22 protein-coding genes are annotated in these 19980 nt (G+C 59.1%); 4 read left to right on the top strand and 18 right to left on the bottom strand.

The window, feature by feature from the left end:
* The first annotated feature begins 131 nt into the window (after positions 1 to 131).
* The 4 genes from MSNKSG1_RS02060 (at position 132) to MSNKSG1_RS02075 (ending at position 6181) form a co-directional block, all read left to right on the top strand.
* On the top strand, positions 132 to 1907 hold the full coding sequence (locus MSNKSG1_RS02060; RefSeq protein WP_008937575.1) for a sensor domain-containing diguanylate cyclase: 1776 nt from the start codon (positions 132 to 134) through the stop codon (positions 1905 to 1907).
* 159 nt (positions 1908 to 2066) lie between these two features.
* The gene (locus MSNKSG1_RS02065; protein WP_008937576.1) at positions 2067 to 3143 is read left to right on the top strand and encodes a TauD/TfdA dioxygenase family protein; all 1077 of its coding nucleotides are present in this window, start codon (positions 2067 to 2069) and stop codon (positions 3141 to 3143) included.
* An 89-nt stretch (positions 3144 to 3232) separates the two neighbouring features.
* Positions 3233 to 3442 (top strand): hypothetical protein, encoded by a 210-nt coding sequence (locus MSNKSG1_RS02070; RefSeq protein ID WP_008937577.1) that lies wholly within the window; start codon positions 3233 to 3235, stop codon positions 3440 to 3442.
* Positions 3443 to 3703: 261 nt separating this feature from the next.
* The gene (locus MSNKSG1_RS02075; RefSeq protein WP_008937578.1) at positions 3704 to 6181 is read left to right on the top strand and encodes an amidohydrolase family protein; all 2478 of its coding nucleotides are present in this window, start codon (positions 3704 to 3706) and stop codon (positions 6179 to 6181) included.
* A gap of 176 nt (positions 6182 to 6357) precedes the next feature.
* On the opposite strand, the gene MSNKSG1_RS02080 is transcribed toward MSNKSG1_RS02075, so the two are convergent.
* The 18 genes from MSNKSG1_RS02080 to MSNKSG1_RS02155 form a co-directional block, all read right to left on the bottom strand.
* Positions 6358 to 6732: a DUF2306 domain-containing protein gene (locus tag MSNKSG1_RS02080; protein WP_008937579.1), complete on the bottom strand. Its 375-nt coding sequence runs from the start codon at positions 6730 to 6732 to the stop codon at positions 6358 to 6360.
* Complete coding sequence (locus MSNKSG1_RS02085; protein WP_008937580.1) at positions 6729 to 7334, bottom strand: GNAT family N-acetyltransferase; 606 nt, start codon at positions 7332 to 7334, stop codon at positions 6729 to 6731. Before MSNKSG1_RS02085 ends, MSNKSG1_RS02080 begins: the two co-directional genes overlap by 4 nt.
* 21 nt (positions 7335 to 7355) lie before the next feature.
* The gene (locus MSNKSG1_RS02090; protein ID WP_008937581.1) at positions 7356 to 7721 is read right to left on the bottom strand and encodes a cupin domain-containing protein; all 366 of its coding nucleotides are present in this window, start codon (positions 7719 to 7721) and stop codon (positions 7356 to 7358) included.
* Positions 7722 to 7761: 40 nt separating this feature from the next.
* On the bottom strand, positions 7762 to 8025 hold the full coding sequence (locus MSNKSG1_RS02095; RefSeq protein WP_008937582.1) for a hypothetical protein: 264 nt from the start codon (positions 8023 to 8025) through the stop codon (positions 7762 to 7764).
* 38 nt (positions 8026 to 8063) lie between these two features.
* A complete protein-coding gene (locus MSNKSG1_RS02100; protein ID WP_083870920.1) occupies positions 8064 to 8483 on the bottom strand; it encodes a GNAT family N-acetyltransferase in 420 nt (139 codons plus the stop codon).
* A 21-nt stretch (positions 8484 to 8504) separates the two neighbouring features.
* Positions 8505 to 8822: an antibiotic biosynthesis monooxygenase family protein gene (locus MSNKSG1_RS02105; RefSeq protein WP_008937584.1), complete on the bottom strand. Its 318-nt coding sequence runs from the start codon at positions 8820 to 8822 to the stop codon at positions 8505 to 8507.
* Positions 8823 to 8860: 38 nt separating this feature from the next.
* Complete coding sequence (locus MSNKSG1_RS02110) at positions 8861 to 9334, bottom strand: hypothetical protein (protein ID WP_008937585.1); 474 nt, start codon at positions 9332 to 9334, stop codon at positions 8861 to 8863.
* 38 nt (positions 9335 to 9372) lie between these two features.
* A complete protein-coding gene (locus tag MSNKSG1_RS18820; RefSeq protein ID WP_083870923.1) occupies positions 9373 to 9672 on the bottom strand; it encodes a hypothetical protein in 300 nt (99 codons plus the stop codon).
* Positions 9665 to 10114, bottom strand: a complete 450-nt coding sequence (locus tag MSNKSG1_RS02115; RefSeq protein ID WP_008937586.1) for a hypothetical protein — start codon at positions 10112 to 10114, stop codon at positions 9665 to 9667. The genes MSNKSG1_RS18820 and MSNKSG1_RS02115 overlap by 8 nt, the downstream gene beginning before the upstream one ends.
* A complete protein-coding gene (locus MSNKSG1_RS18825) occupies positions 10060 to 10506 on the bottom strand; it encodes an SEC-C domain-containing protein (RefSeq protein WP_160164262.1) in 447 nt (148 codons plus the stop codon). The genes MSNKSG1_RS02115 and MSNKSG1_RS18825 overlap by 55 nt, the downstream gene beginning before the upstream one ends.
* Positions 10507 to 10914: 408 nt before the next feature.
* Positions 10915 to 11940, bottom strand: coding sequence for a DUF2235 domain-containing protein (locus MSNKSG1_RS02120; protein ID WP_008937587.1), 1026 nt, complete (start codon positions 11938 to 11940; stop codon positions 10915 to 10917).
* 31 nt (positions 11941 to 11971) lie between these two features.
* Positions 11972 to 12688 (bottom strand): SGNH/GDSL hydrolase family protein, encoded by a 717-nt coding sequence (locus MSNKSG1_RS02125; RefSeq protein WP_008937588.1) that lies wholly within the window; start codon positions 12686 to 12688, stop codon positions 11972 to 11974.
* A 15-nt stretch (positions 12689 to 12703) separates the two neighbouring features.
* Positions 12704 to 13996 carry a hypothetical protein gene (locus tag MSNKSG1_RS02130; RefSeq protein ID WP_008937589.1) on the bottom strand — a complete coding sequence of 431 codons (1293 nt, stop codon included), beginning with the start codon at positions 13994 to 13996 and terminating at the stop codon, positions 12704 to 12706.
* Positions 13997 to 14158: 162 nt separating this feature from the next.
* Positions 14159 to 15784 carry a phytoene desaturase family protein gene (locus MSNKSG1_RS02135; protein WP_008937590.1) on the bottom strand — a complete coding sequence of 542 codons (1626 nt, stop codon included), beginning with the start codon at positions 15782 to 15784 and terminating at the stop codon, positions 14159 to 14161.
* Positions 15781 to 16401 carry a TetR/AcrR family transcriptional regulator gene (locus tag MSNKSG1_RS02140; RefSeq protein ID WP_008937591.1) on the bottom strand — a complete coding sequence of 207 codons (621 nt, stop codon included), beginning with the start codon at positions 16399 to 16401 and terminating at the stop codon, positions 15781 to 15783. The genes MSNKSG1_RS02135 and MSNKSG1_RS02140 overlap by 4 nt, the downstream gene beginning before the upstream one ends.
* A 135-nt stretch (positions 16402 to 16536) precedes the next feature.
* Positions 16537 to 17538, bottom strand: coding sequence for an aldo/keto reductase (locus MSNKSG1_RS02145; protein WP_008937592.1), 1002 nt, complete (start codon positions 17536 to 17538; stop codon positions 16537 to 16539).
* Between the two features lie 121 nt (positions 17539 to 17659).
* Positions 17660 to 18937, bottom strand: a complete 1278-nt coding sequence (locus MSNKSG1_RS02150) for an MFS transporter (protein WP_008937593.1) — start codon at positions 18935 to 18937, stop codon at positions 17660 to 17662.
* A gap of 186 nt (positions 18938 to 19123) precedes the next feature.
* Positions 19124 to 19891, bottom strand: a complete 768-nt coding sequence (locus MSNKSG1_RS02155; protein WP_008937594.1) for a PEP-CTERM sorting domain-containing protein — start codon at positions 19889 to 19891, stop codon at positions 19124 to 19126.
* Positions 19892 to 19980 lie beyond the last annotated feature (89 nt).

The raw sequence follows: 19980 nt of genomic DNA on the forward strand, positions 1-19980 counted from the left end.
AGTAAAACACCTATACGGTGACGGAATCGTAATAGACCATCCCGGATCCGAGAGGGCGATCATGCCCGAAATGACATATTCCGGATTTGCATATAATCTAGGCATATCGATATAAGCGGATACACATTTAAGTGCGACAGCATTGGCCCGTCCTGTTCCTCCTGATCATTCTGAACCTGACAACCTGCGCTCTGGCGGAATCCGTTCACGACACAGGGTCAGTGCCGGTCATTGACGCTCAAGCCGACTACCAGGGCGCAATGGTCGACCGGGTAGCCTTCCTCGCTGAACCGGGAAAAGCACTCTCCGTTGACGACGTGCAGTCTCTGATTCGCAGCAATCCAGCTGTGCTGAAGCGTCCCGATAACGGGGTGTTGGCCAATGGCATCAATTCCGGGGCGATCTGGCTGGTGGCCGATGTTCGCAATCCCACCGATCACACCATTTTACGGCGTGTGTCCGTGGGAACAGGCTGGCTGGAACAGGTCGACTTCTTTTTCCTGCGCAAAAACCGGTCGCCACAGCATGCGGTTGGCGGCGATCGTATTCCGCTGAATGAGCGCACCCTCGCCAAACGCTTGCCCAGCGCCGATTACCGGTTTCCGCCCGGCGAGACCCGTCTGTTCCTGAGGGTTGAAACCGCAGACCCCATGTTGGTGTCGCTCTATTTTTCCAGTATTGCCACCAACCACAGCCGAGAGCAGTCAGAGGCAGTGTTCTACAGCTTCGTCTATGGCGTCATGTTCGCGCTTTCGGCCTATAACCTGATGCTGTTCACCGGCCTTCGTCAGCGGCGTTACCTGTACTACTCGCTCTATACGGGCAGCTTTGTCGTGATGACGGCGTCCTACAACGGTATTGGAATGGCCCTGCTCTGGCCCGACGCGGTGGCCTGGCAACAATGGGCGCCGCCCCTGCTGATGCTGTGTTTCACCAGTTCCGGCCTGGCCTTTGCGACGAACTTCCTGAGCACCCGGGACCACCGACCCTGGCTCCACCGAACCATCCAGGCACTCGGTGTGTCTTATTTTGTCCTTTTTGGAGCCTTTTTTGCGCTCGATGAACAGGGACTGGCGCTGCGCCTGGCCTTCCTGGTTGTACCGATCTTCAGTGCACTGATGCTCTTAATGGGCGTGTCCAGTTGGGTGAGTGGCAACCGGACGGCACGCTATTTCATGCTGGGGACACTGGTTTCTGCGGTTGGAGCCTCGATTACGGCCCTGACGGTCGTTGGCATCATTTCCTATACCCAGCTTGGCTACTACGCCGTGGATATCGGCATGGTCGTGGACGCCCTGTTGTTGATGCTGGCGCTGACGGATCTGGTTCGAAAAAACGAAAAAGCCCGGATGGCGGCCGAGCGAACAGCCCAGATTGATCCGTTGACGGGCCTGAACAATCGACGCGGTTTTTTGCCTGTCGCTGAATCACTCTGGAGCCTGATCGCGCGCAAGAACAGGAATATCTGCGTGGCCATGATCGATATCGACCATTTCAAAGCCATCAATGATCGCTATGGCCATGCTGCCGGCGACAAGATTTTGAAGAAAGTGGCCGGCGAGCTGGATCACTCCCGGCGCCAGGGCGATCTCCTGGCCCGCTGGGGCGGCGAGGAATTCACGCTGCTGCTACCGGAAACCGACCAGAAGGAGGCCCTCAAGGTGGCCGAGCGTTTCCGTCACAACATTGAGCAGCTTACCGTCAATGACCGCGGCAGGGTGATTCGATGCACCATCAGCATCGGTGTCGCCAGCCGCCACTCCGAGCATGTCACTCTGGACCAGGCGATCGCCGTGGCGGATGAGGAACTCTACCGGGCCAAGATTAAGGGGCGGAACCAGGTCTCTGCCGGCCCGACCTCGGACGACCCCAGGAGCACCCCTGCATCTGCTGAAGACCGCTGTTAGCCGGCCAAAGCCAGCCGATCCCTCAGTTTGCCCGCCAAAAAACATGTCCCCGTTCCGGGATGGACTTCAGCGAACTTCCCGGGGAAGCGCAGTGGGTTTGTCAATACAGCTTACTGAGTTAGGCTGACTGGAAAATGACCAGCAAGGTGACTCACGACTATGGGACAAGCCTCGGAAGAACCCAGTGGTATGCAACCGACCATACCTCCGCTCGACCCTCACCGCGTTTCACTGATTGAAAAGGAAGGGTTGAGGGTCAAACAACTGGAACCCATTGGTGTGGAGATCTATGGCGCCGATGTTCGCTCCAGGCTTCCCGAACCTGTCATCGAGGCGTTGGAAGTGGAAATGGCGAACCGGGGATTCATCGTTTTTAAACATCAGACGGATCTCACGCCCGATGAACTGATCAATGCCAGCAAATGGTGGGGCGACCACGAAATCCATTCGACTCACGGCGTCCACCCGGCGACGCCGGGAAGGAACCGGCACATCTTCCGCTGTTCCAATGATGCGCGCCAGGGAATCCTCGGTGTTGGCCCGCAATGGCACAATGACGGCAGCTTCGAAGCAGCGACCTTCTCGCACAGCGCCTATTACATGGCCCGGGCGCCGGAGCATGGTGGCGGAACCCATTTCGCGCACCAGGGCGCTGCCTTCGATGCCCTGCCAAAGGAAAAACAGGCATTCTGGGAACGTCTCGTGTCTGTTAACTCCGCTTCCAGCGTCACGCATCCTCTCGTGCACACCCACCCGATCTCCGGGCGCAAAAGTGTATGGCTCCATCTGGGGATGACCGGTGCCGTTATCGAGAGGCTCCCGGAGGAGGGGGTTCCTATCGATGAGCTGAAGCAACAGTCGGCAACGGCCGACAAGTTTCGTCTGCTGAACGCGGACGAAATGAAGGCCCTGTTCAACGACTATAACGACCTGCTGAACGAGTCCTTCGATCGGGGGTACGGAATAAAGTACCACTACGATACCGGGGATCTGCTCTATATCGATAACTGGGCGGTCGCTCACAGGGCGTCGCCGGAAGCGCATATGCCGGCCGAACAGCAAGGGCTGAGGATTATGGATCGCGTGACGATCAAGGCACCGCAGGATCTGGCGCCGCACTTTGGTCTGCCGCAATATATCAATATGGCGGGCCCCCATCCCTTCAATAAAGATGGCGTCTGGCAAGCCGGTGGTGTGGGATTCCGCTGGAAAGACGACATCCGCATGCAAAACTGAGTTGTCCGTGGTCGCGGACGAAATACAGGGTGAGGTCTGATATCCAGCCAATTCCTGCTAATGTATGCGTTCCCTCAAGAGGATCTTTTATGACAGAAATACCCCAAAAGAAGTCTGGTACCAGTGGCTATTCCTGGAAACTGTCTGCCGTTGCCGCCGTGGCGTCGGTGATTGGGGCCGTGTACACCTTTGGCGAGGTGTCACCGATCATCACTGGCTTGATTCTCCTCACCGCCGTTGGCTGGGGCTTTACCGCCAGAGACAACAAGCGAGGCGAGGAAGAAGATCAGCGCCAATAGGCGCGTGCCCATCATTGTCCCCGTTGTTGTAAACCGCCATTTCCCCGCCTCTGCCTTAGCCGGATTGTTCGCCTCGTTGGCGAGCCACCACCCTGTCTACCGATTGGCCTAATGTGACGCAGTTCACATTTTAGGGCTGTGCTAAAAACGGGAGCCAGATCAGACCAACTGATCAAAAAAGGAACCCGGAGGGAGGTTCCTCAGGCTCAGGGAGTCAGTCTCGAACTCCCGAACTCCTACAAAAACAAGAAAGAGGCGACAATGAAACACGGAATCCATCCTGTTATCAGGGCATGGCTGGTTGGCAGTGCCCTGGCGCTCAGTGCTTGCGGGGGCGGCTCTGACAGCCCACAGACCCCATCCAATACCACCACCACGACGACATCGCCGGAGACCCCCTCGGGGCCCGTTGCGGGTGATACCGTCGAGCGAACCGTGGCCCCGCCCGATCGCTATCGGTTTGCCAACGGCTGTTATCAGTTGCAGCGGGGCGACCACTACCTGACCACCTCCGCCGATGGCAGTCAGTACACCACCACCGCGGATTCGGCCCAGGCCAGCGGTTTTTACCTGAAACCGACCGCGCTGGGGCGTTACCTTCTGCTCTCCGACTATCAGCGAGTGACCGGAGGGCAGGGCGACAAGACCCTGCTGGGCATCAGCGATCCCATGGGGGAATTCCTCGACGAATCCGGCAACTTTGTGGGTGAGGTGAGTTACCTGGTTGCGGGGCTGGGGGATATGGCCAACTTCTTCCTCGATCCCGTTTCGCCGCTGGGCGATGCGGTCCGGGATATCGGCGAAAGCCTGGCACTGACCGGCGACCGCATCGGCGATGTCGACGTGAACCCGCAGCTTGGTCAGGTGCACGAGGCGAGTGACCTCGCCGTGTGGGAGCTGTTGCCCGCCCGGGAGGATCGCTTCCAGCTCTCCTCGCTGGTGACCGGGCTGCTGCTGACCGCGTCCGACCAGGGCCTGGGGCTGAGTTCCCCATCGCTCGCGGATGAGACCAGTGAGTTTCATCTGGTACCGGCCTCCGGCTGTGCCAGCTATCCCGAAGCGGAACTCAACGCCTCGGTTCCCGGCAAGGCGCCGGCGGTGTATCTCAAGGAAGTGGACCGCTTCAAAGGCATCCGGGGAATCGACAACGACGATATCTTTGGCTATGTCGACGCCCACAGCCATGTTTCCGCCTACGAATTCATCGGCGGCCGGGTCAACTACGGCGACCCGTTCCACAAGTTCGGCGTTGACCACGCGCTGGACGACTGCGCCGTCAACCACGGCCCGGAGGGCATGACCGGTATCGTTGAGCAGGTCACCAGCACGCTTGGGCCCCACGAAACCCAGGGCTGGCCCACCTTCAACTACTGGCCCCGGCACGATTCCCTGCAACACCACCAGAGTTACTACCGCTGGATCGAGCGGGCCCATCTGGCGGGCATGAAGATCCTCGTGAATCACCTGGTGCACAACGAACTTCTGTGCCAGATCAACCCGCAGAAGCAGAACGACTGCGACACCATGCCGGCCCTGGAGCTCCAGGCCCAGCGAATGCATGAAATGCAGGACTACATCGACGCCCAGAACGGCGGCCCGGGCAAGGGCTGGTTCCGCCTGGTTGAAAGCCCGGCCGAAGCCCGTGACGTGATCGCCGACGGCAAGCTGGCGGTGATCCTCGGCGTGGAAACCTCCAAGGTGTTCAACTGCGGCGAGTTCCAGGGCGTGGCTGAATGCACGCGAGAGCAGATCACCGAACGCCTGGACCGGCTCTACGGCATGGGCGTCCGCACCCTGTTCTCGGTGCACAAGTTCGACAACGCCTTCGGCGGCCATCTTCCGGATCTGAGCCAGGGAGTGGGTATTGGCCCCGTACTCTACGCCGGCAACCTGGCGGAAACCGGCCACCCCGTCGAGTTTGAAACCTGCCCGGCCGAGGCCGACGAATACAGCGGCCTGGAGCCGGACCAGAATCCCGAACCCCTGGGCCCGCTGGGTTTGATGGAGCAACTGCTGTTCCAGCTCGACTATCTGGGCGACCGCTTCCCGGAAACCCCGGAGGAATTCGCCGACTATGATCCCCGTGCCGGCACCGATCACCTGTGCAACCGCCGGGGCCTGAGCGATCTCGGTGAATTCCTGATCCAGGAACTGATGCGCCGGGGCATGATGATCGAGACCGATCACATCAGCCGCAAAGCCGCCGCCCGCATCCTCGAAATCACCGGTGCCCAGAGTTACCCGGTGATCAACAGCCACGGCGGCTGGGGCGGCACCGAACGCCTGCGGGACCGCATCGCGGCCCAGGGCGGCGTCTCAAGCTCCTTCGGCAGTGTCCGTGAGCATTGGGTGGACCAGCTGACCCGCGATGGCGAACGCCCCCGGGATGACGCCTACAAGGTGGGTCCCTTCGGTGGCGCCGCCATGGCGTCAGACGTGAATGGCATTGCCTCCCTCGCGGGTAACCCCGGCACGCCGGACCAGGCCGCGGACCTCTATCCCTTCACGTCGGTGGATGGCCGGGTGGTGTTCGACGCCGAACGCACCGGCGACCGGGTGTTCAGCCTCTACGACGGCCGTGGCGTTGCCCATTACGGCCTCTATCCCGACCAGATTGAAGACATGATCCGCTTCAGCGATCGCCCGAAAGAGCAGGTGGATGAAGCCGTGAACCAGCTGTTCACGTCGGCCGAAGCCTACCTGCGCATGTGGGAGCGCGTTGAGCTGGCGGCCCGCTGAGGCAAGGCACGAACGCTAAAGAGGGGCCCAGGGACGGGCCTGAACTCAGGTATGACTCAGTTTACTCCTGCAAAACAGCCGGGTTTGCCATTGCGCCAGGTCCGGGGATGCCGGAGCCCAAGCTTTTGCGGTCCGGATATTCAAAATCAACTTCTTCATCGGATAGCCCGGTTGAGTTATACCGCACCAAAAATCCATTCATGGATCAGACGCCCTGGCATCAGGGTACCGATCGCGGCTCCCACCACGCCGAAAAAGGCGCCTGCGGCATAGGCTTTGTGTCGACGGATATTGCCCTTCCGCGCGGCTGCGATGGACGCCACCACGCAGATCAGTGTCCATATGGAGAGCAGGTGAATGGGGCTGTAGCCCCACAATACGTCCATCAGTCCGGTCAACCAGAATGACGACACGGCGACTACCACCATGGCAATCATCCATGACCACCCAACGGCTCGATGGAGAGGGGTTCCCTTCTGACCGAGCAGTTGGGAGGTGCCGGCAAGCAGGGCCCACACGGCAGCAGAGAGATGAATATAGGTAGCCGTCATAACTTCGCCTCGGTTCCGGACGAAAGCCTGCTCTTAAGCCGATGCCTGATATCCGGCCATTCGCTGGCAATGATGCTGAAGCAGGCGGAATCCCGGGAGCGCCCGTTGGGCATCACCATGTGGGCCCTGAAAACGCCCTCGAAGGTGGCGCCCAGTCGCTGAATCGCGGCCCGGGACTGGACATTGAGCACATCCGTCAGAAACTCCACCCGCAGGCATTCCAGTTGCTCGAACGCATGCTCAAGGAGCAGCAACTTTGATTCCGTGTTGATGCCGGTACGCTGGGCACTGGCGGACAACCAGGTGGATCCGATTTCCACGCGGCGATGGGGCGGGGTAATGGCCCGATAGCGGGTGGTTCCGACAACCCGCTCGGTGGGTTTGTGAACAATCACGAAGGGCAGATAAATGCCTTTGTCCTTGCCCTCCAACGCTTCCCGGATATAGCCCTCGGTTGCCTCCAGGCTGGCGGGCACGATGGTGAGATCCGAGTTCCAGAGCTCACCGTCCGAGGCGGCGGCAAACAGCGCGTCGCGGTGTGAGGGTTTCAGGGGTTCGAGCCGGACAAGCTGCCCTTCGAGTGTGACGGGTGATACGTCCATGTGATGTCCTGTTTTGATCCGTCAGATCCAGACGTCATTCTCGGCGGTCTGGCTGGAAGTTTCCTCGCCGGTATTCACCACTCCGCGGGGTTCGATCAGCAATACCTTGGCCTCGTGCTCCGCGTAGGGCTTGTGTTCAACGCCTTTCGGCACAACGTACATTTCGCCCTCAGACAGTGTGACCTGGCCATCCCGGAAATCGATTCTCAGGATGCCTTCGAGAACGATGAAGGTCTCGTCCGTGTCCTTGTGATCGTGCCAGACAAAGTCGCCCTGCAGTTTCACGACCTTGAACTGGTAGTCATTCATCTCTGCGATCACCTTGGGTGACCACTGCTCGTCAAAAAGGCCGAGCTTGTTTTTAAAATTGATCGCCTGGTAGTTCATGGGAGTTCCGGTTGAATAGGGGATGTGCCGGTGGTTCCGGTTAGTCGCCAAAGATAATATCGCCAAGCAGGTCCGCCGAGCTATAGTCGTTGTACTCCTCCTCGATGATCTGTGCTTTACGCTCTTCAAACGACCGGGCCATGGATTCGTCGCCGTGCTTGCGCCAGGCGTCCGCCATGTCCTGATTGACCTTGATCGCATTCTCGGTTGCATCGTAGTGGCTTGTTGCACAGCCCTGGAGCTGCATTGCCAGCAAGAAAAGGCAGGCCAGCAAAGGTTTGTTAAGGACATCCTTGTTGTTCATTTATCTCTCTCGTTTTTCATAAGAATGAGTGCAGAGCGTTATCTTTCAAACACATGCTGCTGTTTCAAAAGCTCAAAGCCAAGTGCCTCATAAAACCGATGGCTGGGCTCCCGCTCTGAATTGCAGCGAACCCGGAGTTTCATGCCCTCGGCTTCCGCCCATGCGGTTGCCTTCTGAACCAGTCCGCTTCCGATCTTTGCCCGCCGACAATCTGGCTTCACCACCAGGCCGCCGATTTCGATAAACGGTGGCACCCCGACCCGTAATGCGGCGAAGGCGTGCAGCCAGCCGGCAATCGCCCCATCCATTTCCGCAACCCACACCCGATGACCGTCCGTTTGAAGGAGGTGGGTAAAGTGGGATAGGGCAGAGGAGGTGCTCCGAGCTTCGGGAGAGAAGCTGGTGCCCAAGCGGGTGATTGCAGTCGCGTCTTCAGCGGTGGCAGGTCGGATATTCACATGGACCTCATCAGGTGGGAGTTAAATCCCATAGTCCCGTTCGACTTTGGCGATTCGGACTTTGAAGGTTGAGTACCACTGTTCATGCCCGAGGCGCTGGGCTTCGCGATGCTCGGCGTTGCGCTTCCAGTTTTTGATAGCGTCGAGGCTTTCCCAGTAGGAGACGGTAATGCCTAATCCCTCTCGGACTGATTCGATACCCAGAAACCCAGGCTGGTCAGTTGCCAATTCAACCATGCGGTCTGCCATTTCAGCGTAGCCGTGATCGCCTTCGGTGCGGTGGTTGCTGAAGATGACGGCGTAGTAGGGTGGTTCAGGGGTTTGGGCGATATCAGACATAGATTTTTTTCTGGTTTAACACCATGCGAAACGGCCGGTTAAATATTCTCCAAGCGACTATCACTGCACCATACTTGCTCATCGCCGTGTAGGGAGTTGTAGACTATTCGAACCGAGAATTCTTGATCCAGGTTTTGGAACTTCTCTGAGTCTTCTGCAGGGAAAGCGATTTTTGCCAATGTGATTACTTCGCCTGCCGCCATAACACTTTTCTGCCCCAAATTGGTGATAGAGGAACTATAGCGGATTTCATTCTTGTTAAGGATTTCCTTTAAATATTCCCCAAGAGGCTTGTCTTCGATTGGTTGTAAGTTCAAAAAATATTGAACTTTCTCAAAATAAGCCGGACCGTTTCCCTTGTTTGTTATCGAATAAGAGTACTCAGTTGGACTTTCATTCTCATGGCCAACGATCGTGGGAGACTGCCCAAGTCTGTTATTGCGGCGAGTCTCATAAATGCTATAAGCTGAAGTCACCAAAGCCAGTGCTGAAATAATTAAACTCGTTTCCATAATCACCTATATTTAAATCTGGCAGAAGCGGCGGGGTGTCATAATCGATCCTTGCCTGAATTCGTTGTATTTTTCCCCCTGATGTTGTCGAAGGTTGCCTCTACAATTTGACGCCCACCTTCACCCATACCGCTGTACATGCCATGCAGAAAGTTCAATGTATTTTTCGCAGCTCCAGTAAATATCCACTGCACATTGTTAAAGCTACATTCATTCAACTCTACTGGCCCAGTACCACCAAACTCGAGAGCACAGTTATCAAAGGTGCATGCCGTAAAGCTATTGTTGTCGAGCTGAACCGTGCCGCCACGGTAGCTGTTAGCAATATTCTTAATCACTTTTCACCTCAAAGGAAATGCCGGTTGATTGTGGCTGTTCACCGAGATTCGACGCCATCATAAAATTTGCTTCATCGGCATAGTCACTTGGTGCATACAGCACCTTATGATTGAAATTGAGCGTCAGAAAAAACATGACTATGAGAACAGAGGGGAAGGACACGAGAAATACGATTATCCAAATTTCGTGCCCCTCTGAAACTGCAGCCAACGCGAACGTGCACATAATCTCAGTTATGCCCGCAAATATCGCAATTATGGTTAAAGGGTTTGTGACCTTTCTAAATTTTTCTAGCATCAGCCCTCCAATTAGTCTCATAAAGCTAGGGGCTTGGGTAAACCGCTGGGACGGAACCCAGCGTATTGCCAGTTTGGGCCATCCACTGCCTAAATGCCGCGTCCACAACAACGCTTGTACCGTTCGCCACTTCCACACGGACATGGTGCATTCCTTGTCAGAGTATCTGGCGCTGGGCGATACGGATAGTAGTTCTTGGGATTCATCGACTGCTCGACTGATTGATTCAAAATCAAGTTGACGTCTGGCGCTTCTTTTTCATCCATCTGCATCAAGGTTTGAATGGCTAAAAGTACAAAAGTCAGCCAGGCTACCAACTCGGTTGAGTTCTTGGGGATAAAGCGAGCTATTGCACCTAAACTAGGCGCTTTTGATTGAATTTCTGAGGCTATCTCATCAGCCTCTTTCTCACTTGCAACGGCTGATTGGAGTATTTCAGACAGAACCTTAAGCTGTTCTGTAGTTCTCGAGGGAGCCGACAGGACCTCTATCACACTACCAGTAATGTTAAATACACCATCTAAAACACTTCCCATTCCTCCGCATCGAGGGCATGGTCCCGATTTGTTTCCGTGTAGATGGATGTTGCGACAATTTTCAAAAGAAAATCCAGAGGGGAATGCGGCACCACATGTGTCACAAAAGGCTGGGATATTTACCATGACTTTTCTCGATACATTCAGCAGCAGTTAGTAGCCTGCTGCATAATTACAGATATTTTGTCGTGTCGTTCTCGTGCTTAATGATTCCACCGTCCAGCACGACAAAATGTAGCGTTAACTCGACTATTCAATAACAATGGTTTCTCACTGCCACTGCTTCGTTATTCCACTGCCTGTCATCAAAAAGCACCCACAACGCCTACACATTATTAGCAAGGTATACACTGAATCCCGATTCGTCCAATCCCTGCCTGCAAAATACTGCTTTGGTTCTCACTGTTTTTACCCCTCCCAGATCGGTGGCCACTCCCCATGCGCCTTCCGAAAATTCTCAATCGGCGCACTCGTGTACCCGGTTTCATAACGCTCTTTCACGCTGGTATGCACCCAGGTCTTCTGGGTAGCCGTCGCCGGAATCTCCCGGATCCGCTTGCCCAGCAGCTTGTACTTGCCCTTGTACTCGTTGTGCTGTTTGGCATCCGGGCTGGTGGCTTTCTGGATGAACGGGGCAAACACCAGGCTGTGTTTCTGCGCTTCGTCGGCAAGCCAGAGCAGAGGGATGTCGGCGAGGGTGCAGCCGTTTTTGTCGGGCGGGTAGCCGCCGCCGACGTCGGAGTGGACGCCGGCGAACCAGACCTGCTCCAGGTCCACCTCCGGGCGCTGTTCCCAGAGGGTGGGTTCGAAGTCTTCCCGCTGTTCGTCCAGGGAGAGGGCGTGGCGGGCGACGCCGATGTTGCTGCCGATCTTGCGGTCGTAGAACAGGTCCTGGTCCTTGATCAGGCCGAAGAAGGTGAAGGGCAGGCCGAGGGCGCCGACGGTGTCCCACACGCCCACGAATTTGATGGCGGTGCGTTCGGCCACGGCGTACCGGCGTTTCCAGTCCATGGAGTGGTCGCCGTTGGGTTTGTACTTTTTGGTCTTATAGAGGCGAAAGCCTTCTTCGATGCGGTTGGCGTGTTGTTTTTGCAGGATGCTGCAGTTGTTGATCATGCCGCACAGGCTGCGGGCGGTGTAGGCGCCGCGGCTGAAGCCGAACAGGTAGATTTCGTCGCCGGGGTCGTAGTTGTGGACGAGGAAGCGGTAGCCGTCCATCACGTTCTTTTCCAGGCCGTAGCCGGTGGCGCCGCCGCGGATTTTGTCGTGGTAGGAGCCGATGCCCCAGTCGTAGAACACCACCTGTTCGGTGCCCTGGCCGTCGGTGGGGCGGATGGCCCTGGCAAATTGCAGGACGTTGGTGGGGTAGTCTTCGCCGAGGTTCTGTTCCGGGCGGTTCCAGGTGCCGTCAAAGCAGATGGCGATGCGTTTCATGGGGGTGACCTCCTGTCATGTTCTTTCCCTGTTACTCCGTCAACAGGTCTCCTTTGGCCAGCGCCGCGGCGATGGCACGGTAGCCCTTTTCCCCCGGGTGGTAGCCGTCACTGGCCAGCAGGGTCGGGTCCGTGGGGGCGGGGTAGCTTCGATAAGTAAAGTCTTTCGGCGCCTGTTTCGCCAGTTGGCGGTACACGGCGTCCAGTTGCCGGGCGCGCCAGCCCATTAGTTGTCGCAACGGCGAGGGCAGAGCGGTGAACAGGTGCATGGGTGGCACGCTGAGCAGTTGCAGCGGGGCCGGATAGCGGGGGGCGAGGGCCTGTCGCAGTGCCAGCAGTTGCCGGCGGAATTTGTATCGTGGCGTAAAGCCAGTGGTGTCGTTCACGCCCATGCTCAGCAACACCAGGTCCGCCTCCGGCAGGGGCGTGTCGGCGAGCTTGCGGTTGAGCTGCCCGAGCCGGATGCCGTTCACGCCGAAGGTGTGCCAGGCGATGGTACGGTCGGTCTTCTCATGGAGTTGCAGGGCCAGCTGGCTTGCCAGCCCCTGGTCGTGGGTGGCCACGCCCACCCCGGCGGCGGTGGATTCGCCGATCACCAGCAGCCGGAATGCCGGCGTGCCTTCGCCGTACTGGCCGGAGGGATCGCCGGAGGCTTCCGGGAGGCGGGGCGTGTCCCGTCTGGCCCGTTTGCCCTGGAACATCAGTACCGGGAACAGCAGGGCGGTGGTGAGCCAGAACGGGAGGTGCATGGGCATCGTCTCTGTTTAATGGAGCAACACTTGCTGGATGTCGCCCAGGTTAACCGGGACAACCATGGTGCCGCCGTGCAGGTAGCGTTTCAGTTTCATCGACTGGCCCTGCACGGTCATGATGCGTCCGTCCATCTTGCGGCCGTTGCGCAGGGTGATGCGCACGTCGTCCTGGATGTGCTGGCCCAGGGTGGCTACGGAGACCTGGCGGTACGCCTTGCGGGTTGGGGCCGGCGTGGAACTGGGCGCCGGGAACGGATCGGCAGCTTCCTGTTCGGGGGATGCCGGCGGCTCGTTCCGGGCGGTTTTCGGCGCATCGCTCAGGCTCACCGGGCGTAGGCCGGTGTTTTCGGTGCCCAGTTTCGGGTTCAGGCGCCCGCTCAGGTACACCGGGTCGGGGCTGAGGTAGTTATTGCCCAGCTCCAGCGCCGGGAAAGGCTCCATGGTGAAGGTCAGCGTGCTGCCCGGATGGGTGACGAAATCCTTGTAGACGGCCACCAGGCTGTCGCTGGGCTTTAGCCCCTGGTACTGCCATTCGTCCTGCCAGGCGTTCAGGTGCTGCTCGCGGAAGTCCGCGGTGGTCAGGCCGGTCTCGCCGGTGCAGAAATCCACGATCCGTTCGTTGTTGCCCAGGTCTTCCATCCGGACGGTGGCGCTGGAGAGGGTGGCCCCCTGTGCCAGTGCCGCGGACGGACCGCCGTCGTTCATGGGGCGGGGCAGGTTGATGATCATTTCGGCATCCACGCCCATCTGGCCCCGGGAAACGGTCTTGAGGTTGACGGCCATTTCCTGGCCGCCGGTCATCAGGCGGTAGCCGATGGTCATATCCACGGTGAGCTGGTCGTAGCCCATGGCGGCGAGGTCGGCCTGGTTGAAATAGGTGCGATCGCCGCAGCCGGCGGTGTCGAACCGGGTGAAGACGGTCTCACCCAGGGTGTTCTGGTCCAGCCCGGCCATGAAGCTGGCATCCACGCCCAGCCCTTCGATCACGAAACTCAGCTGTTCCGGAATCTCGTGGTTGCTGATGGTGTCTTCCAGGCTCAGCAGCGCCCAGGGGCTGCCGGTGACCAGGGCCAGTTTGTCCGCGTGGATCGGCTGGTTGTCCATGCGGGGGGTAAAGGCGACATCGGTGATTTCGATGTTGCCATCGAGGGTGGTCGAGACGTCGCCGTAGGTCATGGTGGCGTAGGGCGCCATGCCCCGTTTGGCGGCTTCGAGGCCGTCGGTGACGCCGCTGGTGATCCGGTACTGGGCGGTGATGGCGCCGGCAATGGCGATGGCGGCGATAACAAGCAGGAGGCGTTTCATAAAATCCCTTTCTTACAACAGTTCCAGGGGTTCCAGCGGTGGGCTGAAACGGGCGTGGGTGCCAGAGGCAACGCTGAAATACTACCTTAACAGCCGGTAATGTTTAACCCGGCCGCCCCATACGCTGCCCGCCGTGTGACACCTTTCCCGTTCGTCGTCCCGCTAGCCCACGAACATCCGCTTCGCCAGCGGCAGGCCCTTCAGGCCACTGACCGCCACGGTGGTCAGAAGCCCGCCGATCATCGCGCCCACCACGCCGCAGGTCATCACGTCCTGGCCGGTCAAGTACAGGCCGGGGATGCGGGTTTTCGGTTTCAGCCAGTCCTGTTCGAACCGCTCCGGGGTGTGGTCCAGGCCGTAGATTTCGCCGTGCTCGTAGCGGCAGAAGTAGTCGGTCGAGAGCGGGGTGGAGAGCTCGTAGTAGTCCACCTTGCCACGAAGCTGGGGCAGTTTTTCATAGAGCTTCTCCAGCAGTCGCTGGGCGTAGGCCTCTTTCTTCGCCTCGTAGTCCTCGCCCCGCTTGCCCCAGGGTTTGTCGGCCCAGGTTTCGTACCATTCGTAGGGGCCGGGGGCGACGATCTCGATGGTGGCCCGGCCGGGGTAGCGCTCGGTAAAGCTCGGGTCCTTGGCGCTGGGGAAGGAGATGTAGGTCAGTGGAATGTCGCTGTGTTCCGGATCGTCCAGGAACCGTTGCACCTGGCCTTCGTAATCCGGCCCCGGGTAGATCCAGAGGTTGGTCCTGGGCAGGTCCAGGTTCTCGGCGGTGTCCTGGATGCCAACGTACAGGCACACACTGGCCATGGAGCGCTTCACGTGGTGCAGCTTCTCCCGGTAATAGTCCAGGTCCGGTGCGTTCTCCGGCAGCAGTTTGCCGAAGGTGTTGAACACGCCGGCGTTGCTGATCACCAGCGGCGCCTTTACTTCCTCGCCGTCCTTCATGCGAACGCCCACGGCCTGGCCGTCTTCGATCAGGATCTCGGTAACGTCTGCGTAGGTGAAGACTTCGCCGCCGCCCTGCTGGACCACCGGGATGATGGTTTTGGCCATTTCCGAGGCGCCGCCGATGGGATAGTAGCCGCCGTAAAGGTAGTGGCGGGCGATCAGGGCGTGAATGATGAAGCTGGATTCTGCCGGAGGCAGGCCGTTGTCGCCCCACTGCCCGGCGAGCACGGCAATCAGCTCCTGGTTGTCGGTCAGGCTTTCCAGAACCTCCCGGGTGGTGCGGTTCAGGTAGGCCGGCGCACGGCGTTTGGCCAGTGCCCGGAACGGACCGGAGACGAGGTTGGGCAGGACTTTCCCGAGGACGATGCCGGGCATGGCGCCGGCCACCTGCTTCAGGTATTTCAGGTAGGTGTCGATGGCCTGTTCCTCGCCGGGGAACGCCGCCTTGAGTTCGGCGGCGAAGGCGTCCGGGCCGGCCACCAGGTCGATGTGCCTGTCGCCCAGGAATATGCGGTCGTAATGGGCGTCCATCGGGGCCCACTTGAGTTGGCCGTCGGTGATGTAGTCAAACAGGCGCTTACCCAGGGTGTGGTCGGCGCCCATATCGCCGATGTAGTGCACGCCCACGTCCCATTCGTAGCCGTTGCGGTCGTAGCTGTGGGTGAAGCCGCCGGCGGTGTAGTGCTGTTCGAACACCGCCACCTTCTTGCCCATTTTGCTCAGGCAGGCCGCCGTGGTCAGGCCGCCGATGCCGGAGCCGATCACAATGGCGTCGTAGTGGCCGTCCAGGCGATTGGCGCGGTAACGGCGGCCGACACGGATGGTGCTGGGTTTGGGGCTGCTCATGGCGTGGTTTCCTCTGTGTGGGATTCGGGCTCGTTCCGGGAGCCGTCAAGGAGAAGCGTGAGAACGCTCTCCGCCAGTCGGGGTTCGGCGTCGGCACCGGGCAGGTGGCCGTCGATGATGAGTTCGGACAGGCCGTGCACGAGCGACCAGGCGGTGGCGGTCATCAGCGGCAGGGGCAGGGGTTTGAGATAGCCCTCCTGTTGCCCCCGGGCCACGGTGTCTTCCAGTACCCGGAAGGCCTCCAGCCCGGCTTCGTCCAGCCTCGGATGGGCGCCCTTGGGGAGGATCCGCCCGCCGAACATCAGCCGGTACAGGTGCGGTTCGTCTTGGGCGAAGGATACGTAGGCCAGGCCGATGTGGAGCAGTGCCTTGCGGGGATCATCCTGTTCCACCTGAAGCAGACTGTCCCGCAACCACTGGAAGCCGGTGATGGCCAGCTCGGCCAGCAGGGTTTCCCGGTCGGCAAAGTGGCGATACAGGGCCGGGGCACTGACACCGATCTGCTTGGCAATGGCCCGCAGGCTGATGGCGGTATCGCTCTCGGCCCGCAGGATGTCGAGCGCCTGCTGATGGGCCTGTTGGGGGAGGTCGCCGTGGTGGTAGGCCGGTCTGGACATGATGATGCCGGGTCCTTTCTAATGTTATCGGTGTTAACAAAGTTAACAGAGATAACATCACGGAACCGGTTTCGGTGTCAATCAAAAAAGAAACCCCGGGAGTAGCCCGGGGTTTCTGTCAGGTGCGGTCAGCGGTCAGGCCGCTTTATCTCGAGTGGGCGGCGCCATGAATTCCGGCCCTACCGGATCCTTGATGTGCTCGGTCAGGATGTCATCAATGGCCTTCAGCGCTTCCGGATCCAGGGACCAGCCTTCGATCTCGCCCACCGGGTCCAGCTGCTCGGGCCGACGTGCACCCCACAGCGCGGTGGTCACCCCGGGCCGGTCTATCAGCCAGCGCAGGGCCAGCGCCAGAACGTCCTTCTGGTAGCGATCCCGGGCAAACTCGTCCAGTGCCTGGACCGCATTCAGATACTGCTGGAAACGCTCGCCCTGGAACTTGGGATCGTTGTTGCGCAGGTCGTCACCCTCGAACTGGCTGTCCTTGCTCATCTTGCCGGACAGCAGGCCGCGGCAAAGACCGCCGTAGGTGATGGTGGCAATGCCCTGTTCATCGCAGTAGGGCAGCACCTCCTGCTCGATGTCGCGTTCGAACAGGTTGTAGGGAGGCTGCAGGCTGTGCAGCGGTGCGAACTTCCGGAATTCGTCCATCTGCTCCGGCGTGAAGTTGCTGACGCCAATCGCCCGGATCTTGCCGGCTTTCAGCAGGTTTTCCATCGCCTTTGCAGTTTCTTCCATCGGTGTTTGCGGGTCCGGCCAGTGCACCTGATAGATGTCGATGTGGTCGGTCTGCAGGCGACGCAGGGAATCTTCCACTTCCTTTTCGATCCGCGCGGCGGTGGCTTCGCGCCAGACGTTCTGGTGATCGTCCGACCAGTTCATGGCCACCTTGGTTGCCAGTGCCACTTTATCGCGGCGGCCGCCGGCGAGTGCCTTGCCCACGATTTCTTCAGAGCGGCCAAAGCCGTAGACCGGTGCGGTGTCCACCAGGCCGACGCCCTTGTCGATGGCGGCGTGGATGGTGTCGATGGACTGGGATTCGTCGGTGCCGCCCCACATCCATCCGCCGATGGCCCAGGTACCAAGGCCCACCGGCGTTACCTGAACGTCTGTATTGCCAAAGCGACGGGTATCCATAAAACCTCCTGCTTTCGCTGTATTTGCTTAACAACCTAACAATACGGCGCCAGGGCGGGCAACCGATCACCGGGCTCTGTGAACCTTCGGTAACTCCGTAAAAACCGCGATATCCGGCCGGTTAATTGCCGGGTGATTCCTGCGGCTCCTGCGAGGGCTCGGTGTCTTCGTCGTCGGGATCAGGCAGCTGATAATCGTATGCCGCCTGGAGGCCGGTGTCCTCTTCGCCTTCTTCCTCGTCGGCCTGCTCAAGGTAACGTGGGTAGAAGGGCGACAGCATGGCCACGAGAATGCCGATGGCACAGAAGGTCGAGAAAGCATCGGCGTAGCCCATGTCGTTCACCAGCATACCGACGACCGGCGAGCCAATTGCCTGCCCGAGAGACACTGCCATGAAAGGCAATACCGGGCCGACCGAGAGCCGGCCTGGCAGCAGTCGGATGCCGGTCATCAGGTAGAGGCCGGTCAGGCTCATGTAGGCCAGGCCGAACACCAGCGCGGAAAAGACCGAGAGCGCCAACTGGCCGGGGCTTGCGGCCAGTAACGACAGGCTGGCGGCCAGCATCATCAGCATCAGGGCCTGGGTGATCGGGGGATTGTTGCGATCGGCCAGGTCGGCCACGACGGCTCCGCCGAGGCCAGCGACACCCACCGCCAACCACAGCCAGCCGGTGTTGTCCGGCGACAGGGAACCGAGGGTGACCGCCAGGTCCGGAGCGAAGATCCAGTAGGCCGAGGAGACAAAGCCCATCGCGAAGGCGAACACCGAGAGCCTGCCGAGGCGCCACCATTGCTGGGCGCTGATCCGGGGTGGTGTGGCAATGCTGGCGGGGGTCACCCTGGATACCGAGGGAATGACAAACCAGGTTGCGGCAACGCCAATGGCGGCCAGTACGGCAAAAGATCCGTAGGCAAAGCGCCAGGCGTCAGCCATAAACAGGATCGCCGGTACGGCAACCGCCACTCCAATGCTGGTGCCCGCATTCATGGCTGAACTTACGCGCCCATGCACCGAGCGATTCACCAGCGCCTGCATGGCGGCGGTGAGCGCCGGCATCATCAGCCCGGTGCAGATGCCGCAGGCGAATACGCCAACGCCCAGCGAGACCGCGCCCGAGGCCTGGCTGATCAGCCCCAGACCCACGGCGCCAAACGCGCCGGACAGCATCGCCGCGTTACGGGCGCCCAGCCGAATGGCCGCAAGCGGTGCAACGAGCGTAGCCAGGAGGAAACTGATCAGGGGGAGGGCGCCGATGATACCGATGACGCCCGGTGTCAGCGCCAGGTCATCGCGGATCGGGGGAACGAACAGGCCAAAGGCGAAACGCGCAAGTCCATAACTGATCGCAATCAGTACCGCGCCGAACAACGCAAATTTCGTGCTCGAAATAGACGTCATGCCGCCTCCGCCCGTCCATTGTGGAGGATGTCAGATATTCACAGCCTAGGAGTTCTGCCGGGCGGATTCAATGAGAGGAATGGATGAGACGGGTTAATGGGGTGTCATGAATAAAGAAGGCTACCTGCGGTGAGGTAGCCTTCGTAGGCACTCGGTTCAAGCGACGGGGTTCAGGTCGCGAACCGTTCAGGCTTTCTGTTGGCGACGGGCAAAGCCAAGACCCAGCAGCCCAAGGCCCAGCAGAGATAGCGTGCCAGGCTCCGGAACCGAGTAGGAGAGCGCTTCCACGTAGCTCATGTGTGGTCCCCATCCGGACGCGGAGATCGCGTAATACTGATAGGACTCAGAAAGCGCGGTGGTGATGTATTCCAGATCCGTTGGCCGAACCTGATTGTTGAACACGTTGGTGTAGTCTGTTCCGTCAGAACTGAAGAAGATGTTGAACAGCGCGTTCGCCGGATCGGTCACACTGTTTGTGGTGGAGCCATCGACATGCTCTTTGTGATCGCCGTTAAACCAGACAGTATCCAGTGTTACCGAGTTGTTGAAATCAAAGAACAGAACCTCGTCTTTCCCGGGATCATTGCCGAAGTTGGAGGCGAAGCTATCCGAATCTCCGCCGCAGCTGGCGTTTTCAGAACAGACACCGAGACCGCCATGATTGGGGCTCAGATCCTGATCAACATTGTATGAGGTGATGGAATCGCGACTGAACGTTCCGTTGTTCAGGTTATCACCCGAGGAACGACCGCCGGAAACGGTAAACCCGGTGAATCCGAGTGTGGATCCCCAGCGATCCGGATTTCCGGAATGGGCGGCGGTTGCGGTTTCAACATTGCCGCTTTTGGCGGTTCCACCGTTGTTGCCATCGAAAACGATCATTGTCGCGTTCGCTGACATGGCGCCCATGGCGAGCACGGTGCTTAAAGCGAGAACTATCCTGGTCTGTTTCATTGAGCTCTTCCTTCCAGCTGCATTTTCAGTAAAAACGCTTTCTTATAGGTTGTCTTCGACTTCGGTCATGAGTGCATTTGCAAATGTCA

Origin of the sequence: Marinobacter santoriniensis NKSG1, from assembly GCF_000347775.1 — a bacterium.
GTDB lineage: Bacteria > Pseudomonadota > Gammaproteobacteria > Pseudomonadales > Oleiphilaceae > Marinobacter > Marinobacter santoriniensis.